General features: G+C 42.5%; 15 protein-coding genes and 2 pseudogenes. 9 read left to right on the forward strand and 8 right to left on the reverse strand.

Annotated features, from left to right (window positions below; translation table 11 throughout):
• Nucleotides 1-25: 25 nt before the first annotated feature.
• Nucleotides 26-403 carry a hypothetical protein gene (locus E5672_RS14585; protein WP_136782862.1) on the reverse strand — a complete coding sequence of 126 codons (378 nt, stop codon included), beginning with the start codon at nucleotides 401-403 and terminating at the stop codon, nucleotides 26-28.
• Nucleotides 404-1,053: 650 nt separating this feature from the next.
• Here E5672_RS14585 and E5672_RS20010 point away from each other — a divergent pair.
• Nucleotides 1,054-2,148, forward strand: a pseudogene (locus E5672_RS20010) (polysaccharide lyase family 7 protein); the annotation flags it as partial.
• 590 nt (nucleotides 2,149-2,738) lie between these two features.
• On the opposite strand, the gene E5672_RS14595 reads toward E5672_RS20010, so the two are convergent.
• The gene (locus tag E5672_RS14595; RefSeq protein ID WP_136782864.1) at nucleotides 2,739-3,338 is read right to left on the reverse strand and encodes a BON domain-containing protein; all 600 of its coding nucleotides are present in this window, start codon (nucleotides 3,336-3,338) and stop codon (nucleotides 2,739-2,741) included.
• Between the two features lie 396 nt (nucleotides 3,339-3,734).
• On the opposite strand from E5672_RS14595, the gene E5672_RS14600 reads away from it, so the two are divergent.
• A complete protein-coding gene (locus E5672_RS14600) occupies nucleotides 3,735-4,721 on the forward strand; it encodes an endonuclease/exonuclease/phosphatase family protein (protein ID WP_136782865.1) in 987 nt (328 codons plus the stop codon).
• Between the two features lie 15 nt (nucleotides 4,722-4,736).
• On the opposite strand, the gene E5672_RS14605 is transcribed toward E5672_RS14600, so the two are convergent.
• Both E5672_RS14605 and E5672_RS14610 read right to left on the reverse strand, forming a co-directional pair.
• Nucleotides 4,737-5,285: a hypothetical protein gene (locus tag E5672_RS14605; protein ID WP_136782866.1), complete on the reverse strand. Its 549-nt coding sequence runs from the start codon at nucleotides 5,283-5,285 to the stop codon at nucleotides 4,737-4,739.
• A gap of 299 nt (nucleotides 5,286-5,584) precedes the next feature.
• Nucleotides 5,585-5,821: a hypothetical protein gene (locus E5672_RS14610; protein ID WP_136782867.1), complete on the reverse strand. Its 237-nt coding sequence runs from the start codon at nucleotides 5,819-5,821 to the stop codon at nucleotides 5,585-5,587.
• Nucleotides 5,822-5,955: 134 nt separating this feature from the next.
• Here E5672_RS14610 and E5672_RS14615 point away from each other — a divergent pair, with 134 nt between their 5' ends.
• The 6 genes and pseudogenes from E5672_RS14615 to E5672_RS20150 all read left to right on the forward strand — a co-directional run.
• On the forward strand, nucleotides 5,956-7,464 hold the full coding sequence (locus E5672_RS14615; protein ID WP_136782868.1) for an ATP-binding protein: 1,509 nt from the start codon (nucleotides 5,956-5,958) through the stop codon (nucleotides 7,462-7,464).
• A complete protein-coding gene (locus tag E5672_RS14620; protein WP_136782869.1) occupies nucleotides 7,464-8,156 on the forward strand; it encodes a response regulator in 693 nt (230 codons plus the stop codon). The genes E5672_RS14615 and E5672_RS14620 overlap by 1 nt, the downstream gene beginning before the upstream one ends.
• A gap of 100 nt (nucleotides 8,157-8,256) precedes the next feature.
• Nucleotides 8,257-9,276, forward strand: a complete 1,020-nt coding sequence (locus E5672_RS14625) for a YHYH protein (RefSeq protein WP_136782870.1) — start codon at nucleotides 8,257-8,259, stop codon at nucleotides 9,274-9,276.
• Nucleotides 9,277-9,309: 33 nt separating this feature from the next.
• Nucleotides 9,310-9,606, forward strand: a complete 297-nt coding sequence (locus E5672_RS14630) for a hypothetical protein (RefSeq protein ID WP_136782871.1) — start codon at nucleotides 9,310-9,312, stop codon at nucleotides 9,604-9,606.
• Between the two features lie 256 nt (nucleotides 9,607-9,862).
• Entirely contained in the window at nucleotides 9,863-10,840 is a 978-nt protein-coding gene (locus E5672_RS14635) for a glycosyltransferase family 2 protein (RefSeq protein ID WP_136782872.1), read from the forward strand.
• 15 nt (nucleotides 10,841-10,855) lie between these two features.
• Nucleotides 10,856-10,948 (forward strand): annotated as a pseudogene (locus E5672_RS20150) (DUF1989 domain-containing protein); the annotation flags it as partial.
• 31 nt (nucleotides 10,949-10,979) lie between these two features.
• Here the strand turns inward: E5672_RS20150 and E5672_RS14640 are convergent.
• Both E5672_RS14640 and E5672_RS14645 read right to left on the reverse strand, forming a co-directional pair.
• A complete protein-coding gene (locus E5672_RS14640) occupies nucleotides 10,980-12,722 on the reverse strand; it encodes a hypothetical protein (protein ID WP_136782873.1) in 1,743 nt (580 codons plus the stop codon).
• 64 nt (nucleotides 12,723-12,786) lie between these two features.
• Nucleotides 12,787-14,643: an alkaline phosphatase PhoX gene (locus E5672_RS14645; protein WP_136782874.1), complete on the reverse strand. Its 1,857-nt coding sequence runs from the start codon at nucleotides 14,641-14,643 to the stop codon at nucleotides 12,787-12,789.
• A gap of 475 nt (nucleotides 14,644-15,118) precedes the next feature.
• Here E5672_RS14645 and E5672_RS14650 point away from each other — a divergent pair, with 475 nt between their 5' ends.
• Nucleotides 15,119-17,242: a response regulator gene (locus tag E5672_RS14650; RefSeq protein ID WP_136782875.1), complete on the forward strand. Its 2,124-nt coding sequence runs from the start codon at nucleotides 15,119-15,121 to the stop codon at nucleotides 17,240-17,242.
• A 64-nt stretch (nucleotides 17,243-17,306) separates the two neighbouring features.
• Here E5672_RS14650 and E5672_RS14655 read toward each other — a convergent pair whose 3' ends face one another.
• Both E5672_RS14655 and E5672_RS14660 read right to left on the reverse strand, forming a co-directional pair.
• Nucleotides 17,307-18,194, reverse strand: a complete 888-nt coding sequence (locus E5672_RS14655; RefSeq protein WP_136782876.1) for a WYL domain-containing protein — start codon at nucleotides 18,192-18,194, stop codon at nucleotides 17,307-17,309.
• 114 nt (nucleotides 18,195-18,308) lie between these two features.
• Entirely contained in the window at nucleotides 18,309-18,878 is a 570-nt protein-coding gene (locus E5672_RS14660; RefSeq protein ID WP_136782877.1) for a hypothetical protein, read from the reverse strand.
• Between the last annotated feature and the right edge of the window lie 10 nt (nucleotides 18,879-18,888).

Below are 18,888 nucleotides of genomic sequence, written 5' to 3' on the forward strand. Positions count from 1 at the left end.
AGGGGCCTTCTTTTAGTTATTTAACTTAAATAGCTTGAGCAGTATACGTTTGGGCGTTTTGTTGCGCCTCATGTGCATATTGAGTAAGGTGATGACTTAAAATATTTTCAGCACGCTCAACAAACTCATCACGCTTAAATTTCCAGCCTCTCACATCAGCTTGCTTAGCCTGTGCGATATAGTATTCTAAACGTGTTTTTCTTAAAAGGTGCGCCTTCTTCGATAAATCGAATTCTACTAATGAAAGGTTTCTTTCAACTTTTTGAATATCCATATGAACAGGGCGTTCAGCATCATCGGCGGTTGCTCGGCTGACAGAAAGCTTTCCCTGTCCAAACATGCCCACCAATGCGATGACAAGTGTTACAACAATTCCTGAATATACCCATTTTAAAACGTTCATGTCTCACTCCTTGAGCAAAATCAAGATGCTCATAATGCTAATAGTGTAATTGCTCATGCGTTCGCCAATTATCCACTTGGGATTCATTGATGTAGCCCTGCGACTGACCGCATTGCTAAGCGACTTGATGAAATAATCTACTTTTACCATTTGTAAAAGCAGCTTCCATACCACATATTTTTTCTATACATATCAGAAAGATACGAAACATAAACGCTACTGCAAAGTGTATAAAAAGAATTTTCTACACACTTTTAGAGAAAATTTTCCCTTTCTTCCTTATTAGTTTAAAAGTGAGATTCACTACCTAATTTATACGTGCTAAATCTCATCTCAACTCGGGTGAAATAATATAATGCACAGCGCATATCTGGTATTACCAAAAAGTTTATTTATTGACTAATCAGCGCCTAATCTTGTTAGACATTAGTAGAAAAACGAACATTATTTAGACATCCCCAGCTATTTCACTATTAAACCACGGCCTCAACCTCCCCATTAACCAAAGCCCTGAGGATATTTTGCAATTGGTTTACATGAATGATAAATTGGCATTACAAAAAATAACGAACAAGATAAACTGGACTTACCAAATTATTGCACTTAGGTATTAATTGGGTAAGCACGCGACTGTCTACCAAGAGGTTTAAATGTTTAAAATAAAAACAACGCCTACCACCTTTTCTTCACTTAAAGTTTTTACTAGTGGATGGACAAAGCCTGTTATTGCGACTCTGCCATTTATTTTTGCTTCTGGCACTGCTAGTGCAGAATTGCTCCCTGCTGAAAAGTTTGATTTAAGCGAATGGAAAATCACGCTGCCAATAGACGAAGATGGAAATGGAAAAGTCGATGAGATATCGGTAAAAGACATTCAGACTTTCCAACATGAAGATTTTTTCTACATAGATGATGAAGGTAATATGGTTTTTGCTGCGCCCAATAAGGCATTAACTACACAAAATTCATCTAATACTCGAAGTGAACTTCGACACATGCTCCGCGGTTCAAAAACGCGCATAAAGACCCACTCCCCCAAAAACAACTTTACTGTTGCCAGTAACCCAATTTCTGACCGTTTTGCACAGGTTGGCGGAAAAATGAACGCAACGCTAAAGGTACAGCATGTGGCAACACGAGCTAAATACCCAGATAAAGCGCCTGCTTTTTCAGTAGTTGTTGGTCAAATACACGCCAGCAAGTGGGAAAAGAAAGTGAAAGGGTTTGGTTGGGGTAATGAACCCCTAAAGATTTATTATAAGAAATGGCCGCAACACGAGACAGGTTCAGTGTTTTGGACGTACGAGCGCAACTTGCCAAAAGATGATAAAAACCGTACAGACATTGCCTATCCGGTTTGGGGTAATTTGTGGAAAAACCCAAATGATCCCGGTAGCGAAGGTATTCGACTAAATGAAAGTTTTAGTTATGAAGTAAATGTTCATGGCGATGTCATGTATTTGAGCTTCACTGCAGAGGGACATGAGACTGTAAACTACGCTATCAACTTAGCTAATGGGGTAAATGCGTATGGTGAGTTAGACCAGTATGATCACCCATATGGCTACACACTAGACTGGAATTACTTTAAAGCCGGAGCTTACAACCAGTGTAGTACAAAAGATGATGACGGTTTTTGGTATGCAGCCTGTATGGGCACGGGAAATTGGGAAGAAGACAAGAAAAATGGAGACTACGTCCAAGTTGCATTTTCAGAACTTAAAGTAGGTGAAAGCAGCGAACCTTCAGAGGCGTTCAAAGCTCATCTAATATCAGAAAGACCACCTGAGAAAACGAATGAAGTAAAAATTGGCGCGACGCTTAATAAGAAAGAAGCTATGGCCATTGCGCAAATTCCGGCGTCTGCACTTGCTGCGCTACAACAGGTAGCACCTGACTTTGTCGCACTCGAAGTCGAAAAAGAATATAAGCACGATCACGTGTACCTTGATGTTGAGGGTAAAGATGCAAACGGCAACGAGATTGAATTCGATATGTTGCAGGACGGCGATTTATGGAAAATTGTTGAAATTCAGCGTGATTTAAATATGGAAGATTTGCCTTCAGCGGTACACACGCTTATTCAGGGCCAAGAAAAGTACGAGAATATAAAGCGTATTATCGAAAGTAAGCAATTTGGAACTGATGTCACTATCTATGAGTTCTACTTTGTCTTTGATGATGGCACCGAATCTCGAAAAGAGATTAAATCTGAAAATGACGAAGTGGTACTTCTAAGCGAAGAATGGAAACATTAATTTCGACAGTTATTAATTTCGAGTACATTTGAAAAAGGGGCGTTCGCCCCTTTTTTTAAATATGGTGGAAAGAACCGTTAGTTCATTGCAGTTTCAGTAACTACACGAAGGTTACTTTCAACGTCTTTCACATCTGACGCATTCTTTGCAATTTCTACGGCAAGATCATGCTCAGCGTCAGAATCAACTTCACCTGTTAGCGTTACGACACCGTTTTCTACGTCGACGTCAATATCAAAGCCTGAAATATCGGTGTCCATTAAAAGGCGCGTTTTAATAACTGTAGCAATCTTAGCGTCGGTAAGTTCGCTTGTGCCTTCGTCAGCGGCGTCTTCCATGTCATCTGACATACCGTCATGCATATCTTTGTCAGATACAACAGTCAACTTGTTATCAACCGACATTACACCGTCGATATTAGCAATTAGCTCTTCTGCTAGTTTTTTGTCTACAGAGTTTTCTACTTTACCTGTAAGAACAACATTACCGTCTTTGACGTCAGTGTTAATGTCGAATGAATCGAGGTTGCCATTGAACAATAGCGTTGCTTCTGCTTTACCGTCAATCCATGCATCTTTGGCACCTTTCTCCCACTTGTTGTCAGTGTCCATGTCACCCGCATAGGCAGCGGTAGTCAAAGTTGTAGCAACAATCATAGAAATAAGTGAACGTTTCATAACATTTCTCCTTTGTCGAAACTCACTGTGAACGATGCCAAAACCCTGCCAATAACGTATACTATTGATTTAAATGAAAAATACCATAATCACTTCATGCATTAACGTTTGTTGTTTTGAAATCTTTGCGTTTATCCGAGAATTTTTTACTTAATTTTCACGAAACTAAAAGTTGCCTCATTTCAATACAAATGACCAATTGTTGTTTTAAGACATAGATTCTTTTTTGTTCTTGACCGCCACTTGGGAATACTTGGCGCAAGTTAAACTTAATTTAAAATGCTGCCGTAACTATAACGAATCTTTTCACTTTGCCGGCCGTTACATCATTCTTCGATTTGTTACCGCTTGAGGCAAAACTCTGTTTTAGTTATAAAATTCAAGGACCAAACAGACATGGACACTGCACTTACTGCCGTTTCAGTCTTATTTATCGCACTAAGTTGGGCCCCATTGCTGCCTTCTTCTCATTGGTTAGTAAGAGTGTGGGAATTTCCACGCTTACAGATAGCAGCGATCATTTCACTATTGCTTGCAGGGCATGCTTTCAACGCCACCTATTACGCACAGTTTAATATCCTCACAATGGTTATTATTGCTGGTTTAACGGTAAGCCTTATCTATCAAATAGTTTGGATTATTCCCTATACTCCTTTATACAAGCGAGAAGTTAAACGGGTTGATACGGAAAGTTCGTGCCAAAAACTAAGCGTCTTATCAAGTAACGTATATATGCCAAATAACGACTTTCGTAAGCTCATATCACACGTACGCAATAAGCAGCCCGATTTCCTCGTAACACTGGAATCAAATGAAAAATGGCAAAAAGGTATTAGCGAAATAGAGTCAGATTATCCTTATCGCAAATTTTGCCCGTTGGAAAACCTCTATGGCATGCATCTCTACAGTAAAATTCCTTTCGAAGAGGTCTCTTTGCGATTTTTAATTGAAGATGATGTTCCATCTATGCGAGTGAAAATTAAACTTAATGAACGAGATATCACACTGTATTTTCTTCACCCAAAACCTCCAAGCCCAACAGAAAATACTTACGCAAAGCCTAGAGATGTTGAGCTAACCTTGGTTGGGGAAGAAATTGCGAAAACAGAAGGGCCTATTGTTGTAGCGGGTGATTTAAATGATGTAGCCTGGTCTCCCACTACCAGGAAATTTAAGAAAATAAGCGGATTGTTAGATCCACGAGAAGGACGAGGCTTTTTCAATACGTTCCATGCGAAATATCCGCTTGTGAAATGGCCATTAGACCATGTATTTCATTCTGAACATTTTGCATTAGTAAATATAGAGAAACTAGAGGGTGTTGGTTCTGACCACTACCCTCTTTACACCGAACTGGCGCTAACTAATCATGATGGTAAATGATAATTGGTGACTTTTTTAGCGAGAGCCGCGATGTTTTACGCACCACATCAGGCTCTCGCAAGCCTCTTCACGCTTTTTGAAATGCGCCAATCCTATCAGACTATCTTCTCTAGGCCACACTGCTTGGCTAAGCATTTCTTGGTCTTTAGCTGAAAGTTGGTCAACATCTAGAACGATTTCAATAGCTTTTTTATTAGGCTTTATTAGCGTTGGTTTCGCTTCTTTGACCAAGGCAGAATTTACACAAATATATTCCCGTTTGACTGGATCACGCACCACACCGATATAGTCTTCGTCGCATATAATAGCTGGCCAGCCTTCAGTTATTCTGCTTTGTCCGAACATAATGAGCGTAAAAGCAACGAGGACAAATAGCGTTAAACCGATAAACTGCGCGCTGAGATCGGGTGCTACACTTACGATCACACCAACAACAGCCGCAAAAAATATCCAGCCACCAAACACTCTGCGCATCGCATTCGGCGAGATACCGGATATAACATCAACCACTTTCAATGATTGTTTGTCATAGTTTCGAATTATTACAGACGATTGTGATTCCACAGCCTTTGCCCACCAAAGAAAAAATACGAGATACAGAAATTAATACGTTACAAGTAAGGCTGAAGATTTTACCTACACTCAAGTTGAGTGGTTCTTCATTTTGAAGAAAGTTTTACTCGAAAAAAAACGTGTTAAATAACAATTGCAGGAATATTTAAACTATTGAATTGTATTGTTTAACCTACTGAGCAAGCATATCAAAATATGTGACGGGGGCAAAGCTATTACGCGGTAAATGCACGGCAAAATAAGACGCTAAATTCGTCAAATTTCACCGTGTTTTTTTAAACAGTTCAGAATTATCTTTGTGGCGGATGCTCTGGCATAGCAACAAGGGTATCATCTTTTAGTGTGCAAGTACCTTCCACGGTTTCGCCTCTTGGAGTTTCAAAAGACACTGTGTCACCTTCGGCTTTTCCATCACACGCTTCTATTGCCTCTGGTGGTGGCTGTCTTGGGTGCTCTCTATCGCCTTTAGCGAAGCATCCCGCTGTACTTAAGCTCAGTAGACCAATTAAAATTGCCGTCTTATTCATATCACTTCTACTCCTTCTCAATAGATTAGAAAACTGGGTGGAACATGTATGGCAGTCGCTTATGCTATTACCGCAACGCACTGCGTACCCTAGAACTTGCATAATAAAGTGAGAATGTGCAGAAACAGTGCAAAATGTCAGTATTATCCGATGATTTGCGGGTCTCCCATCCTTTAGAATATTGTAGTGTAGTGTTATACATCGCTATACTCGAAAATATGAAGCTATCTCATAAACTTACTATTACTTTACTCGCTTTCTCTTGCATGTCTTTGATGCTTGCGCTTGCTACTGCGCGTTGGAGCTTTGAACAAGGCTTTAACAAGTTTATTATCGCGCAGGAAAAAGAACGGCTGACTCAGCTAGCAGACATGCTCGCGTTAGAATACGCAATTAATGATAAAAGCTGGCAGGGTATTTCACCCTATACATTTTCTATTCAAGACAATCGACCGCCACCTCGAGGTCCAAGGCTTCGAGCCACAAGCCAGCGCCCCCCAGAGCGACACTTATATCGCCCACCCAATAATGAAGAACAACACATAGGGCCCCCTACTACACTTCTTGATTTGCAAGGTAATGTAATCGCAGGCAGTCTGCCCGATACCTTTAATCGCGACGAGGATATTCAAGTTACGGTCCCCATAAAAGACGCAAGCGGAAACATAGGTGTGTTAGAAAGTTACCTGCCGCCCTCACCTAGTTCTGCAATGGCGCAGGAATTTATGCGACAACAACGCGCGTCGTTTATTGCTATCGGCGCAGTAGCCCTTTTTGTTTCGTTGATAATTGCCATTATCATTGTGCCCAAGATGCTATCGCCGTTTAAGGAAATCTTGAAGGCTGTTGAACAACTTACAAAACGAAAGTACAGCATGAAGTTCAATCAGCTTCCTAACGACGAGTTTGGGGTGCTAATGAAAGACATTAACGCCCTTGCCATTGCCCTTCAAAAGCACGAGGCAACGCAGAAGCAATGGCTAGCAGATATTTCCCATGAATTGCGTACCCCGCTATCAATCCTTGCGGGTGAAATGGAGTTAGTCGAGGCTGGTGTTAGAAAATTCGACCACGCGCAACTCGCTTCTTTTCAAGATGAAGTGGCGCGTTTAACGCGTTTAGTAAATGACTTATATCAGTTATCCCTCTCCGATGTTGGGGGCATGCACTACGATTTCAGTATTATGAATATCGACGAGTTGATAAAAGACGTTTTAGCGCAGTTTAATCTCGCTTTTGAGGCAAAACCTATTTCCGTTAGTACATATATTCCTAGCAATGTGAGGATAAATGCTGATGCACAGCGTTTGCACCAAGTATTCTCAAATATCTTTAGCAATAGTATTGAATATACTGATGCACCGGGACAACTTAGGATCACATTAGTTGACGATGGGAAAAAGGTAGCAATAGATATAGAAGACAGCGCACCAGGCGTATCGACCGGTAACGAAAAACATGTTTTCGATCCTCTCTATCGCGAAGACTCGTCACGAAAAAGACGGGCTGAAGGCGCAGGGCTTGGCTTATCAATATGTCAATCTATCATCCACGCTCACAAAGGTACGATAGATGCCTCGCGATCAGAGCTCGGTGGGATTAAAATAACGATCAACCTACCTTTAACGGGAGATGGAAGTTAATGTCTACTCACTGCCCTGTATTAATTGTTGAAGACGAAGAAAAAATTGCCCAAATATTAGTGGATTTTTTCACTTTAGAAGGGTTCACTACAGAGGTCCTCCATAGTGGTGAACATGTTATTTCTACTATTGAATCGCACGTTTACAGCGCGGTCATATTAGACCGTATGCTTCCGGTAGTAGATGGTCTAACACTGTGTAAGCAAATAAGGCAATTTTCTACCATCCCGATTTTGATGTTAACCGCCCGAGTCGATGAGATAGACCGACTGATTGGTCTAGGCGCGGGTGCCGATGACTATATTTGTAAACCATTTTCACCTCGTGAGGTGGTAGCGCGGGTGCAGGCCATTTTAAGAAGAGCGCAATCACAAAATATAGTTTCAGAAACAACTCAAAGAAAATTAGCATATAAAGACATCGTCCTCGATTTAGACAGCTATGTCTGCGAGCGAAAAAACCAAACGATTGAGTTAACACCTGTTGAATTCAGGTTGCTTAAAGCCTTTATTGAAAAGCCAGGTCATGTGTTCTCAAGAGAACAGCTTATGGACAAAGGATATGTTGACGGCCGCATAGTGAGCAATCGAACCATTGATAGTCATATGAAAAACTTACGCCACAAGCTAATGCAAAATGACCATATCTCACCGCTTCAGGCTGTATACGGTATAGGCTACAAACTGTGTTAGCTTAAACTTCTCTTTTTATGTGGTGAACCTGCAAATTTTCTGCACATTTCCCTCTTATTATAAAAGCTCTTAACCTAATCTTTGTCTAAGAGCCTATTTTATGCAGTCAGATAACCCGCGCTTTTCTGTTCACTTATGTTTTTACATTATTTGCGCTATTGGAATAAGTGCATGTTCAGGCGGAGATTCAGAAGACAACGCTACATCACTGTCTGACGATACATCTTCCAGCGAAACTGTCGACAATGAGGCAATACAGACAAGTCTAGACCCAGACTTATTCCTTGCTGCAGGCCTTGCTGAAAGCATAACCACTACCGCATGTACGCTTACTGACGGTACGCAAACCGAGTGCTTTAAAGTGGTAATTAATGGAGCACCGGCAAATGCCGACATTGGGCCATTTTGCCCTCGCAACATTACCGACGATGCTACGCAAGGTGGCGTATGGTTTGATGGAAGCGGAGAACTTTATCAAGTCGACGGAAGCTTTATTCTAAGCCTTCCTGATTTGTATGGCAGTGACTGGCAACTCTATGATGAAGCAACCGGAGAAGTATTTGTTACGGATTCGCAGATTGCATGTGAAGCTGCCGCCCGTCCAGATGTCGACCCAGAATATCAAAATCACTGCGTCGAATGTTCCATTGACTATTATGACGGTGGGGTTACTCAAACACTACTTATTCCTGTTGAACCCGTTGCGCTTGCAAATCCAAATTCGTTATCAGCAGATTTGGGGGTATCGCTCAATGGCGTAGTGATTGCTGGCCCTGCCCCCGTAAACGCTATTTTAAGTGCAAATACCATAGCCGCTTTCGATGACTGTGGCGGGCACGTTAACCCAGCAGAAGGATACCACTATCACGCGGCGCTAGGCTGCAGTGACGTAATATCCTCACTAGACGGTCACGCGAATATATTAGGTTACGCGTTGGATGGATATGGTATTTACGCCATGCTAAATAGTGAAGGCGAAGAAGATTTTGACCTCGATGAATGCCGAGGTCATAGCGATGAAACCCGTGGCTATCACTACCATGCAGCAAGTGCTGCAGAAAATATGTTTATTGGGTGCTTCAAAGGGGCTCAGGGAAGTATTACTGTCGGAAGTAACTAGCTAAGCTGAGCACTTATATAAAAAGGGGTATTCATGAAAATAGATCTAACACGCTTAGCAGTAGTTAGCTTATCGCTATGTTTTACATCGCTCAGCTTTGCGCATAGCGGGCACGTACACAAAGCACCGCTAATTGCCTGCCAATCATTGAGTAAAGGTGAGTCATGTCGCTACATGGTTGGCAAAGATAAAGTATATAAAGGCACCTGTCAGCTGTTCGAAGAAACACTGATGTGCGTTAGAAATCAGCCCATTGAATACCTGACGCCACTTTCTGATCCCAAACTCGCTAGTGTTAAAGATAATGAAAGCATAACCCTTCAAAAATAATGAAGACAATAGGTTTTAAAGTTCACTTCACTTATGAATGCTCTTAGTCTTACCGTTTGTAAAATTTTCTCTTCCTTTGCATCTCTTGCGCGCATTTAGGCCAAACCTGTATCAAACCCACGCCAAAAACCCATAAAAAAACATATAAATCAGCACCTTAAAAACCAGGAACACTCTTTGCTTTATACGAAAGTATAGTGTGCAAAGTGCACGGTTAAGCCAAAGGCATCAAATAGGTCAGCAAAGGAGGTTGAGTATGCGTTCGCCAATAAGTGCAGTAACTATTGTAAAAAGTAGAACCGAGAAGCTTTGCAATTTAATTTCGCAGCTAGAGCGTTGCTCACCAACGCCAGATGAACTTGTCATTGTATGGATGGCACCGCCTTCCGACTTGTCTCTCATTCAGAGCGATAAATTCGACATTGTGCACAAGTTTGTTACGCAGGAAGAGCTGCCTATTGCTAAAGCTCGAAATAAAGGGATGCTATCGGCTAAACATGAGAATCTTGTTTACCTAAACGTTGATGCCGTTATCTCTCCTACGCTTTGTAGAGATGGGCTTTTGGCTTTAAAGGACAACACTGTTCTGTTCACTTCGGTGGTCTTTTTACCCAGTGAACACTGCAATAAGCCTTATTCAGCCATTTCAAAAACCGAAAAGCAAATTGGTTATCTCGCGAGTAATGATGAGACATTACCTGACGATGATAACAATGAAATACCTTCAAGAAATCAGGGAAATAATCATGGAAAGTTTAGTGACGATAGTATTTGTTCTACAGTGTTTTTTATTCGTAAGACAGACTTTCAGAAAACCGGCGGCTTCGATGAAGGCTACGCGGGTTTCGGACTAAACGACGAAGACTTTTTTACCAATTGCCGGGCGCTAGGCTATTCACTAGAGCAATTGCCTACACGCACTTTTGCGCCACATCGCCCCAATTATCAATGTCCCGTCAATCATTTATTAGACTTTGTTCGCAATGCACAGCGCTTTCACTCAAAGTGGGGCTTCTATCCCTGCCTTAATGTACTAGCGGCCTATGCAGAAAAAGGGTTTATCAATTCAAACTTTGAAGAAAAGGGTTTGAAAATTGTTCAGTTACCCGAAAAAGAAGATGAATCAAACGACGGTGTGAATACTTCGACACCTCACCAACCTACTGCAGGGATTGAATTCACCTCTTTCCATTCGCCAGATAAGAATCAAGTGCGGTTGAGCAGCACCGCGTAGTTCATAGACCTGGAGATTGTGGGCTTAACCCCATGCTCAGCGGGCGAGTCAAATAATTTCCGCTACAAGCCAATTCAGTTTGAAATTTTGCCCGCGGCCAACATATAGCCGCGAGCGTTATCGTCTTAATGAACAAGCCCTATCGCGCTTCTGCATTAGCGCTTGGCTTTTCTTGTTGCCAGTTCAGACGCATATCCCACTTGAAGCGATGTTCAGGCTTTAGTGGTGGCTGCTCGGCATCAATAGTACTCAACACATTGGTCGCCTTAGTTAGCGTTGCGTCGCGGCCAAACAAATAACTTTGCTCTTTTACTATGGTTAAGTAGGCTTTGTTTAACGCATATGCGCGCTCTGGCGAAGGCGTAATGATTTCGTACACTGACTTGGCACGCTGCACTTCTTCCGCTTTAACCATACCTTTCTCGTCGAACCATTTAGCCAGCATTTCGCCGTTTTGACGAAACTCGTCGCCACCGCCTACGCGTTCCATGTAAGTGAGGAATTCGCCTTTTTCTTCATTGATATTTGGCACATCTTCAATTTCACGCAGGTCAATATAACCCCATCCCGCTTTTCCAGGTACTTTACGGGCAAATGAGAATGTTTGGTCGAAGGTTGACCCAACTGTTTTATGACAACCGTTACAAAAGGCAAGCTCTTGGTCATGCTGTGCGCGAAGCTCGCCCTGTTCATTTTCAATGAAGCCGTTTATCGTCCATCCAAAGCCGTTGTCTATTCCTTTCTCACCTAAATATCGGGTTTGCGGTAGCTTTTCAAAATGCTTGTCTTTTGCTTCAGCATAGTAGGCAGAGGCTAAACTCTCTCTGCTTCTGAACATATGTTTTTTCATGTAGCGTACTTCTTTCATACGCGGCGCATTGTAAATATTCCCGTTTTCGTCTACGCCAATGTAGCGTACGGTATGCAAAAACTCTGTGCCCTCTGGGTACAGCATATGCGCTAGAGGAACTACACTTGCATCGCCAACGTAATGCGACGAACGAGCAACTTCAGTTACGGATTCTGACAGCTTGCCGTCTTGATTAATGTCAATATTCAGTGCTACCTCATTAACCGGCGCCATAGTTAATGTGTCTAGCTCTTTAAGTGCCATTTCAACTAGGCTTAGGTTTAATGTGTATATAGCTTTGTTGTAGTCGCCATTTAGCGTTTGAAAGTTTTCCGGAAGTCGGATCATGGCATCGCCCGTCGACCCGTTGGTCGGCCAGAAAGTGCTTGGGAAGGGTTTGTAGTTGTATGATACCCACCCGCTGCCATCTTTAGCAAAACCGTCGTTATCAAAGGCTTTGTCAGCGGCGCTCAAGTTTTCAATGCGCATGTACTCTGGCATGGCGTCTTTTTTAAGCGAAGCGGTGTAGTTGTCTTGTTCTACGTATTTTTTAATTGTGGCATCGTCAATACCCGCTATAAGCGACGTACGGTCAATAAACAGATTCTTCCAGCTGTTTGTTAGCCCCACATCGGAAAATTCATAGTTACCCTGCAATGTACCATCACCCATTTGGTTAGGGCGCTTTTCTATCGAATCATAGCTCTGGTGACATGCGTAACAAGGGTTATTTACGCCCTCTGTTTTGGTGTAGCACTGGGGCGGGATTACCGATTCAGGGTTATACACTTCTTTGTGCTCAATATACGCAAGTGCAGGGATATCGTCCCCTTCCTGATATGGATATCTATGCGCACCGTCGCCGTTTGCCTGAGCCGATGAAGGCGCTTGCGCGTTAGTAGAATAGCTACTTGCACTTACATTAGAATTTGATTGATTGCTTAAATCAGCATCCGTGTTTTCAGTGCACCCTGCACTGATAAGTAGTGAAAGCAGAATGCCCGCACTTGAGGTTATTTTTGATATTTTCATAATCATCACAACGGCAAAAGCCGGGTGTACAAACACCCGGCAAATATTAAATTAAACAGAAAACTTACTTGTCAGCTGGCTCATACATCCACAGCGTGTTGTTTTCTTGGAAACCGTCTTCACCGATAAGAATACGGCCGTCGTTCATTACCACAACGTTATCTGGCTGAGAAAGCTGCTCTACATCACAACGCTCTGCGCCTGTTAAGCTTGAACGGTACGTACCACCCATCACTACAGGTTCGATGCGAGAAATGTTGTAGCCTTCTTCCAGCTTGGCGCGATAAACACCACCACAATCTTTAACGCGGGCAGAAAGCTGCATATCGCCTTCATCATCAATCATTGTGTTGTCGATATCTGCAATGCCAATGTAAAGGTATGCATTTTCTACGACTTCACCTTCGATGGTATCAACGCCTTCTACGGCTTCTTGCGCACGTTTTTGGTTAATAGAGATACCTTCTAGTTTTCTCCATTCTGCCGTTGCACCTTTGAGACGCGCTGCCGCACGACTTTCTAGGAATGCAACACGGTCATCCATTGGCTCACCAGCCGTTACGCTTGAACCGCCTTCTTCTACCGTTGGGTAAGTCGCATCACCATCCGCCCACGCCTGAACGTCTGCCATGGTGATGTAAGAGCTTTGCCCGTCTACGTAATCGTCGGTACCAATACCGTTATATTCATCAATCCAGGCGCGAATAGTCATATTATCGCCACTGGCTAGCTCTACCCACTCAACGGCAAACCCTGTAGTTGCTGGGTCATTCTGCCCTACATCTTGAGTGAGTTTAGCGCCGTAAAGCGTGCCTGCTGATAGGTCTTCTGCCGTGTCAGCAACAAACTTAAATAGTACGCCGCCGGTGTCATCTTGAGAAAGATAAACGGTTTTTCCATCAGGCATTACCGTTGAATTTTCATGCTCATAACGGCCCATCGTGAAGTGCTTAACAATCACCGGCTCATCAGCCAATGGCTCTGTTACTTCTGCAATGTAGCCGTAGTTGTAAGGGTTTGGTGCATCAGGTGCTGTCATTTGCCACATGCGACCTAAGCGTGCATCTGTAGATACTGCTTCTGGGTTGTTCCAGTTAGGTGACGTTGTGGTATCCACCTCCGAATCAACTACCCACTCTTCAGAGGTAAGCGGTGTACCCCAAGGAGACATCGAGCCGAAACAGTTTGCTGCCGTGCCCCATACTGGTGAGAAATCCAGCATCATGGCTTCTGTAACTTCCCACATACCGAATTCATCTTTTTCTACTTTCATGCGGCTCATACCGCCAGGTAGTTCTTCCCAGTTTGAGAACAGGTACCCTTCGCCTTCGGCAGTTGAAATAAAGCCGTTAAAGTCAGGCATATCGTTTTCTAAAACAAGTTCTTCGCCATCAAGTGTGTAAATATGACCTAAGCCTTCCGGCAAGTCAGAACCAAAGGTATCACCGGTTTGACCTAGCACTTGATACTGACCGATAGCAGAAATAACCAGCTCTTTTTCTTCGTCAGAGCTAGGTACTGGAGAATTTGGTAATGTAACAGGCAAGTTATTAAAGTTTGCGCCTGCAAGTACGCCTACGGTACCTGTATTTATAGGCATATCGTTAACGCTTGTCGTTGCAGCGTTAGTGCCTGAAGGGTGCTGGACGTTAAAAAACAAGTCACCTTCATCCGTTAAGAATATACCGGTAACTTCTGCACCAAGCGGAACCGTTGCAATACGTGTTAGTGTGCCCGCTGTATCACCCTGGGGACCTTGTTCACCCACTGGGCCTTGTTCACCTATTGGACCCTGTTCGCCGACCGGCCCTTGTACGCCATCTTCGCCGTCATCACCTTCTAGTGAACAGGCAGTCATCCCTAGTGTTACAGCCAGTGCTATCGCTGAATACTTAATTCCACGAAGAGTTTCGCTTTTCATTATGGTTCCTTGCTTATACTTATTTTAAGTTTTTGAATAGAGGCAAGCAGAAGCGCTACCTCAATAAACGGTCTTTGCGGGCAGAAAGTCTGGCGGACATTTGTGACACTCTAGTGACAATCAATTGACACTGAAATGAAGCTTTATTGACACTAAGGCTAGAAAAAACAAAACAATTTACAAAGAAAACTTACGGAAGTACTGCATTTATTGACGTTATTGAATAGCCAGTCAAAAAAGCTCAACCATTCAGTCAGTTTATGAATTATTTGTTGCGCTACTTATTAAAGACGCTTAACGACAAAAATTTTGAAATGTGACGCATTAATCGCTTTCGGGAAATTCGTAGTAAAGTGGATTATTAGAAATCGTGAACAGGTTTAACCTGGAGAACTTGAAACTATTTGCCTGCTCACATTGCGTAACCACTTGGCATCTATTATCTTTTAGTTACCATTGTGTACTTCATTTTATTATGTCCATACGTTTTCGTTACATCACGGCTTTAGCTTTGACAGCGTCGCTGATCACCCTTTCTTTTTTTATCCTCTCTGGACTGATAAAAAACCAAAAGCAAGATGCAAAAATCATCAATATTGCGGGTCAACAACGTATGCTATCGCAGCGCATAGCGATGCTTGCTACGTCACCTAAATTATGTGAAGACAGTCAAGAACTGCGCTATTTACAACAAGATCTTTCCACGTTCGAAAACAACCATAACTATCTTGTATCGTTGGAGCAGCTTTCAACGAAGACTTTCAACGCTTACTTTGAAACAGGACAACTCGATTCAAAAGTTAGAAGCTTTATAAGCGAAGCCAAAACTCGGGGTGAAGGTGGCGTTTGTAATGCGCCTCCTCTTCTATCAATTAAAGAGCTAACTTTACTTTTGAAGCAGTTAGACGAGGTCGTGGGCCAATTTGAACAGGAAGCGACATCACGTGTAGATACTGTTCTTACTATTGAAATGTACCTTTGGCTAGCCACGCTTGCTCTGTTAAGCATTGAAGTCGTATTTATCTTCTTTCCTATGGAACGTCAGGTTAGGCGTTCTATAAATTCTTTGAAGCAGTCAAAACAATTAGCTCAAAACGCAGCGGAAGAGGCATTAAAAGCGAGCAAGGCAAAATCAGAGTTTCTTTCTAGTATGAGTCATGAGTTACGTACACCGATGAACGGGTTGTTTGGCATGATAGAGCTGGCCATTGATAACCCAGAAAAAAGTAACTTGTACTTAAAAAAAGCGAAAACTGCGGGTCGACAACTCCTCGTTTTAATTAACGACATTTTAGACATATCAAAAATCGAAGCGGGCAAAATAAAAATAGAAAAGGCTCCGGTCGACTTGTTGCAAGTATTAGACGATGTGGTATCGCTACAGCGTGTTTATTGCCAACGCAAGGGGCTCGAATTCCATTATTTGAAAGATTCGGATCTTCCTCATGTGATAGAGGGCGACATTACGCGAATTTCTCAAATTCTGCACAATTTATTAAGTAACGCCATCAAATTTACCACTGAAGGCTCTGTTACGCTGAAAGTTACTCATACTCAACATAAAAGTGGTAGTAGGCTTATTTTCGATGTTATCGATACGGGTATAGGGATCCCAGCGTCTAAGTTAGAAAATATATTCCAAAAGTTTGAACAAGCCGATCAATCCACAACGCGAGAGTTTGGAGGCACGGGCCTTGGTTTAAGCATTGCGAAGCAGTTAGCTAATTTAATGGGTGGCGATATCAACGTTATTTCATTCGTTGGTCAAGGCAGTACATTCTCCTTCACCATGCCATCTAAGGAAGCCCAGCTACCAGACATCGATATTGTGCCTAACACCAACTTGCGCTGTGCAATTATTGACGACTTACAAACAAGTCGCGAGTACTTTGAACATGTAGTCGCTTCTATGTCGCTTAAGCCTTGTAGTTATGACAGTGCTAAAGCGTTTCTAGATGATAGCCCGTTCAGTTTCGACGTCATAATTCTTGATCTTTCTATGCCAGAGATGAGCGGCGTCGATTTACTCCATAAGTTAAGAGCATTAAAACCGACTAAGTTTCCAAAAGTTATCTTAATATCCGCTGAGTTAGAAAGGCTAGAAGATGAACACGAGATCCTAGCGAGTATTTGGAAAACGCACGCTAAACCCATTAACCGACGTGAACTAGAAAGTGACTTAAGTAAACTGATTGAAACTAAGCCGGTAAGTCGTCTAGAGATTCAAGCGCTCAATAACAAAAAACGAATATTGCTTGCTGAAGACAATGAAATAAACGCCGAGATTGTTAAAGCGATATTGCAAACAGAAGGCTATAAATATCTACATGTAAAAAACGGTAGCGATGCCGTTGAAGTTTGCAAACGACATAACTTCGACCTCATTCTTATGGACTGCAATATGCCTATTATGGGAGGCATTGAAGCTTCCACAATTTTAAGAAAAACGATGCAAGCAAACACACCCATCATAGCACTAACCGCTAATGCATTCGCCGAGGACAAGGAAGAGTGCTTGGCCGCAGGCATGAACGACTTTCTAGCTAAGCCATTGGATAAAGACACCTTGTTAATTACAATCAAGAAATATATTGGGTGAGGTGCCCGACAATACCGCGGGCCGGCTTCCCTTTACCGGTAAACGCAACCCACTTAAAGGGTTGCTACACGGTGTAAGCCTCTTGCTCTCCGATATAACCTGGGGCTATAGCAAGGTTGTCAGTGTCTGCCAAATTTTGTTGATTTCGAAGCCAAAGCTGATATTCACCAGTCCGCAGGCTCGCATGTTTTGTACAGTCAACGTTCCAACGCCTAAGTAAATACCCGGCCATAGCTGCACGTACTTCCAATTTAAGTACTCCCTCCTCCATCGCATAGTCGAGTTCTATCGCGGTAGAAAACTTAATATTTTTCGGGTGGGGCACGATTTCAAGGGAAATAAGTCTTCCCCACTCTTCGTCATGCTCAATACACTCATGGGCTTCAGGTTCCGCTTTGACCGTTACCTTACTAATTCTGGTCAGTACAAAATCGCGAAAGCTGTGTGATTTTCTATCGAATGCGCGCACATGCCAGCGCTGACCGTTATCAACAATGCTGTGTGGCACAAGCTCACGGGCACCGCTGCCACTCGACAGCGACGTATAAATAACGCTCATTGCCTTTTTGTTTACTATGGCTTGTACTACTTTAGCTACCACAAAAATATCAGGTACGTTCAGGGAAGAGGCACTTTCTACCGGGAAATGTACATCGCCAATGGCATCGAAACCGTCCGATATATCGTTGGCGAGCTTTACCAAGGTACGTTTTGCATCGTGCTCAAAAACCGGAACGAAGCTTTCAGTTTGGAAATAACGTTTTTCCCTTGGATCGTAAATTAAGTTATCAGGCGCGAGTTCTTTATACAGCGTAAAGTCACGAGAGCCGGCCGATAAACCCACTTCAAAACGATTGATTAAATCTTGGCGATGTATGGCCCCTTTAAACAAAAGGCAGAAGTCGATATAGGCCAATCGTTGGCGTTGAGAAAAAGAAATGGTTTCTAACATGGTGCGCACTTATTGTGTTTTTATTCAGTGTGGTTCATTTACAGCCGCATGTAAATAGCAAAAGAAATAAAAAAGCCCAGCACTTGGCTGGGCTTAAACTTTAGCATTTAAGGTTTACGACTTCGCACGCTTACGAGCGAAAAACATACCACCTAAGGCCAAAAGAGATAGCGCAAAGGTACCTGGTGCAGATACTTGAGCGATTTCAAAGCTTGTGCCTTGAGGAGTATCGAGGGATAAATTAGACCCAAGACTATTTGATAATTCAGCTTTAGAAAATGAAAGTTCGACTTTTCCACTACTTAGCGCAACTAAAACAAACGAGAAAATGTCCACCTCATTTTTGCCAGCTTGAAAAAACTCTACAGGGCCAAAAGTAGCACTACTTAGTGACGCTGAATCAGCTGAACTATCGTTGAGAGGCCCAAAAAGTGGCACCCCAATAGCACCTAAATCCATTACAGTAGTTGGGTCAAAACTTACAAACAACGAATCAAATAAAACAGCGATATCATACCCAAAAAAATATGTCTGAGCGCCACTTTCTGACAATTCTGAGGCTCTCACTGTTGCTGTAATTGTTTCGCCAACATTATAAGTATCTTTGTCAGTTGTAATCGAAATTAGAGCTGCATTTGCATTGAAAGTAGCGGCAGCCATTAATAGTAAAAAGAATTTTTTCATTGTTATTTTC

Source organism: Alteromonas portus (genome assembly GCF_005117025.1).
GTDB classification, from domain to species: domain Bacteria; phylum Pseudomonadota; class Gammaproteobacteria; order Enterobacterales; family Alteromonadaceae; genus Alteromonas; species Alteromonas portus.

Excerpts from the sequence above, each read along its gene's own strand:
- E5672_RS14615 (WP_136782868.1), top strand. The coding sequence starts at position 5,956 with ATGTCAGTATTATCCGATGATTTGCGGGTCTCCCATCCTTTAGAATAT.
- E5672_RS14600 (WP_136782865.1), top strand. The coding sequence starts at position 3,735 with ATGGACACTGCACTTACTGCCGTTTCAGTCTTATTTATCGCACTAAGT.
- E5672_RS14585 (WP_136782862.1), bottom strand. The coding sequence starts at position 403 with ATGAACGTTTTAAAATGGGTATATTCAGGAATTGTTGTAACACTTGTC.
- E5672_RS14645 (WP_136782874.1), bottom strand. The coding sequence starts at position 14,643 with ATGAAAAGCGAAACTCTTCGTGGAATTAAGTATTCAGCGATAGCACTG.
- E5672_RS14655 (WP_136782876.1), bottom strand. The coding sequence starts at position 18,194 with ATGTTAGAAACCATTTCTTTTTCTCAACGCCAACGATTGGCCTATATC.
- E5672_RS14610 (WP_136782867.1), bottom strand. The coding sequence starts at position 5,821 with ATGAATAAGACGGCAATTTTAATTGGTCTACTGAGCTTAAGTACAGCG.
- E5672_RS14630 (WP_136782871.1), top strand. The coding sequence starts at position 9,310 with ATGAAAATAGATCTAACACGCTTAGCAGTAGTTAGCTTATCGCTATGT.
- E5672_RS14595 (WP_136782864.1), bottom strand. The coding sequence starts at position 3,338 with ATGAAACGTTCACTTATTTCTATGATTGTTGCTACAACTTTGACTACC.
- E5672_RS14660 (WP_136782877.1), bottom strand. The coding sequence starts at position 18,878 with ATGAAAAAATTCTTTTTACTATTAATGGCTGCCGCTACTTTCAATGCA.
- E5672_RS14620 (WP_136782869.1), top strand. The coding sequence starts at position 7,464 with ATGTCTACTCACTGCCCTGTATTAATTGTTGAAGACGAAGAAAAAATT.
- E5672_RS14635 (WP_136782872.1), top strand. The coding sequence starts at position 9,863 with ATGCGTTCGCCAATAAGTGCAGTAACTATTGTAAAAAGTAGAACCGAG.
- E5672_RS14640 (WP_136782873.1), bottom strand. The coding sequence starts at position 12,722 with ATGAAAATATCAAAAATAACCTCAAGTGCGGGCATTCTGCTTTCACTA.
- E5672_RS14625 (WP_136782870.1), top strand. The coding sequence starts at position 8,257 with ATGCAGTCAGATAACCCGCGCTTTTCTGTTCACTTATGTTTTTACATT.
- E5672_RS14650 (WP_136782875.1), top strand. The coding sequence starts at position 15,119 with ATGTCCATACGTTTTCGTTACATCACGGCTTTAGCTTTGACAGCGTCG.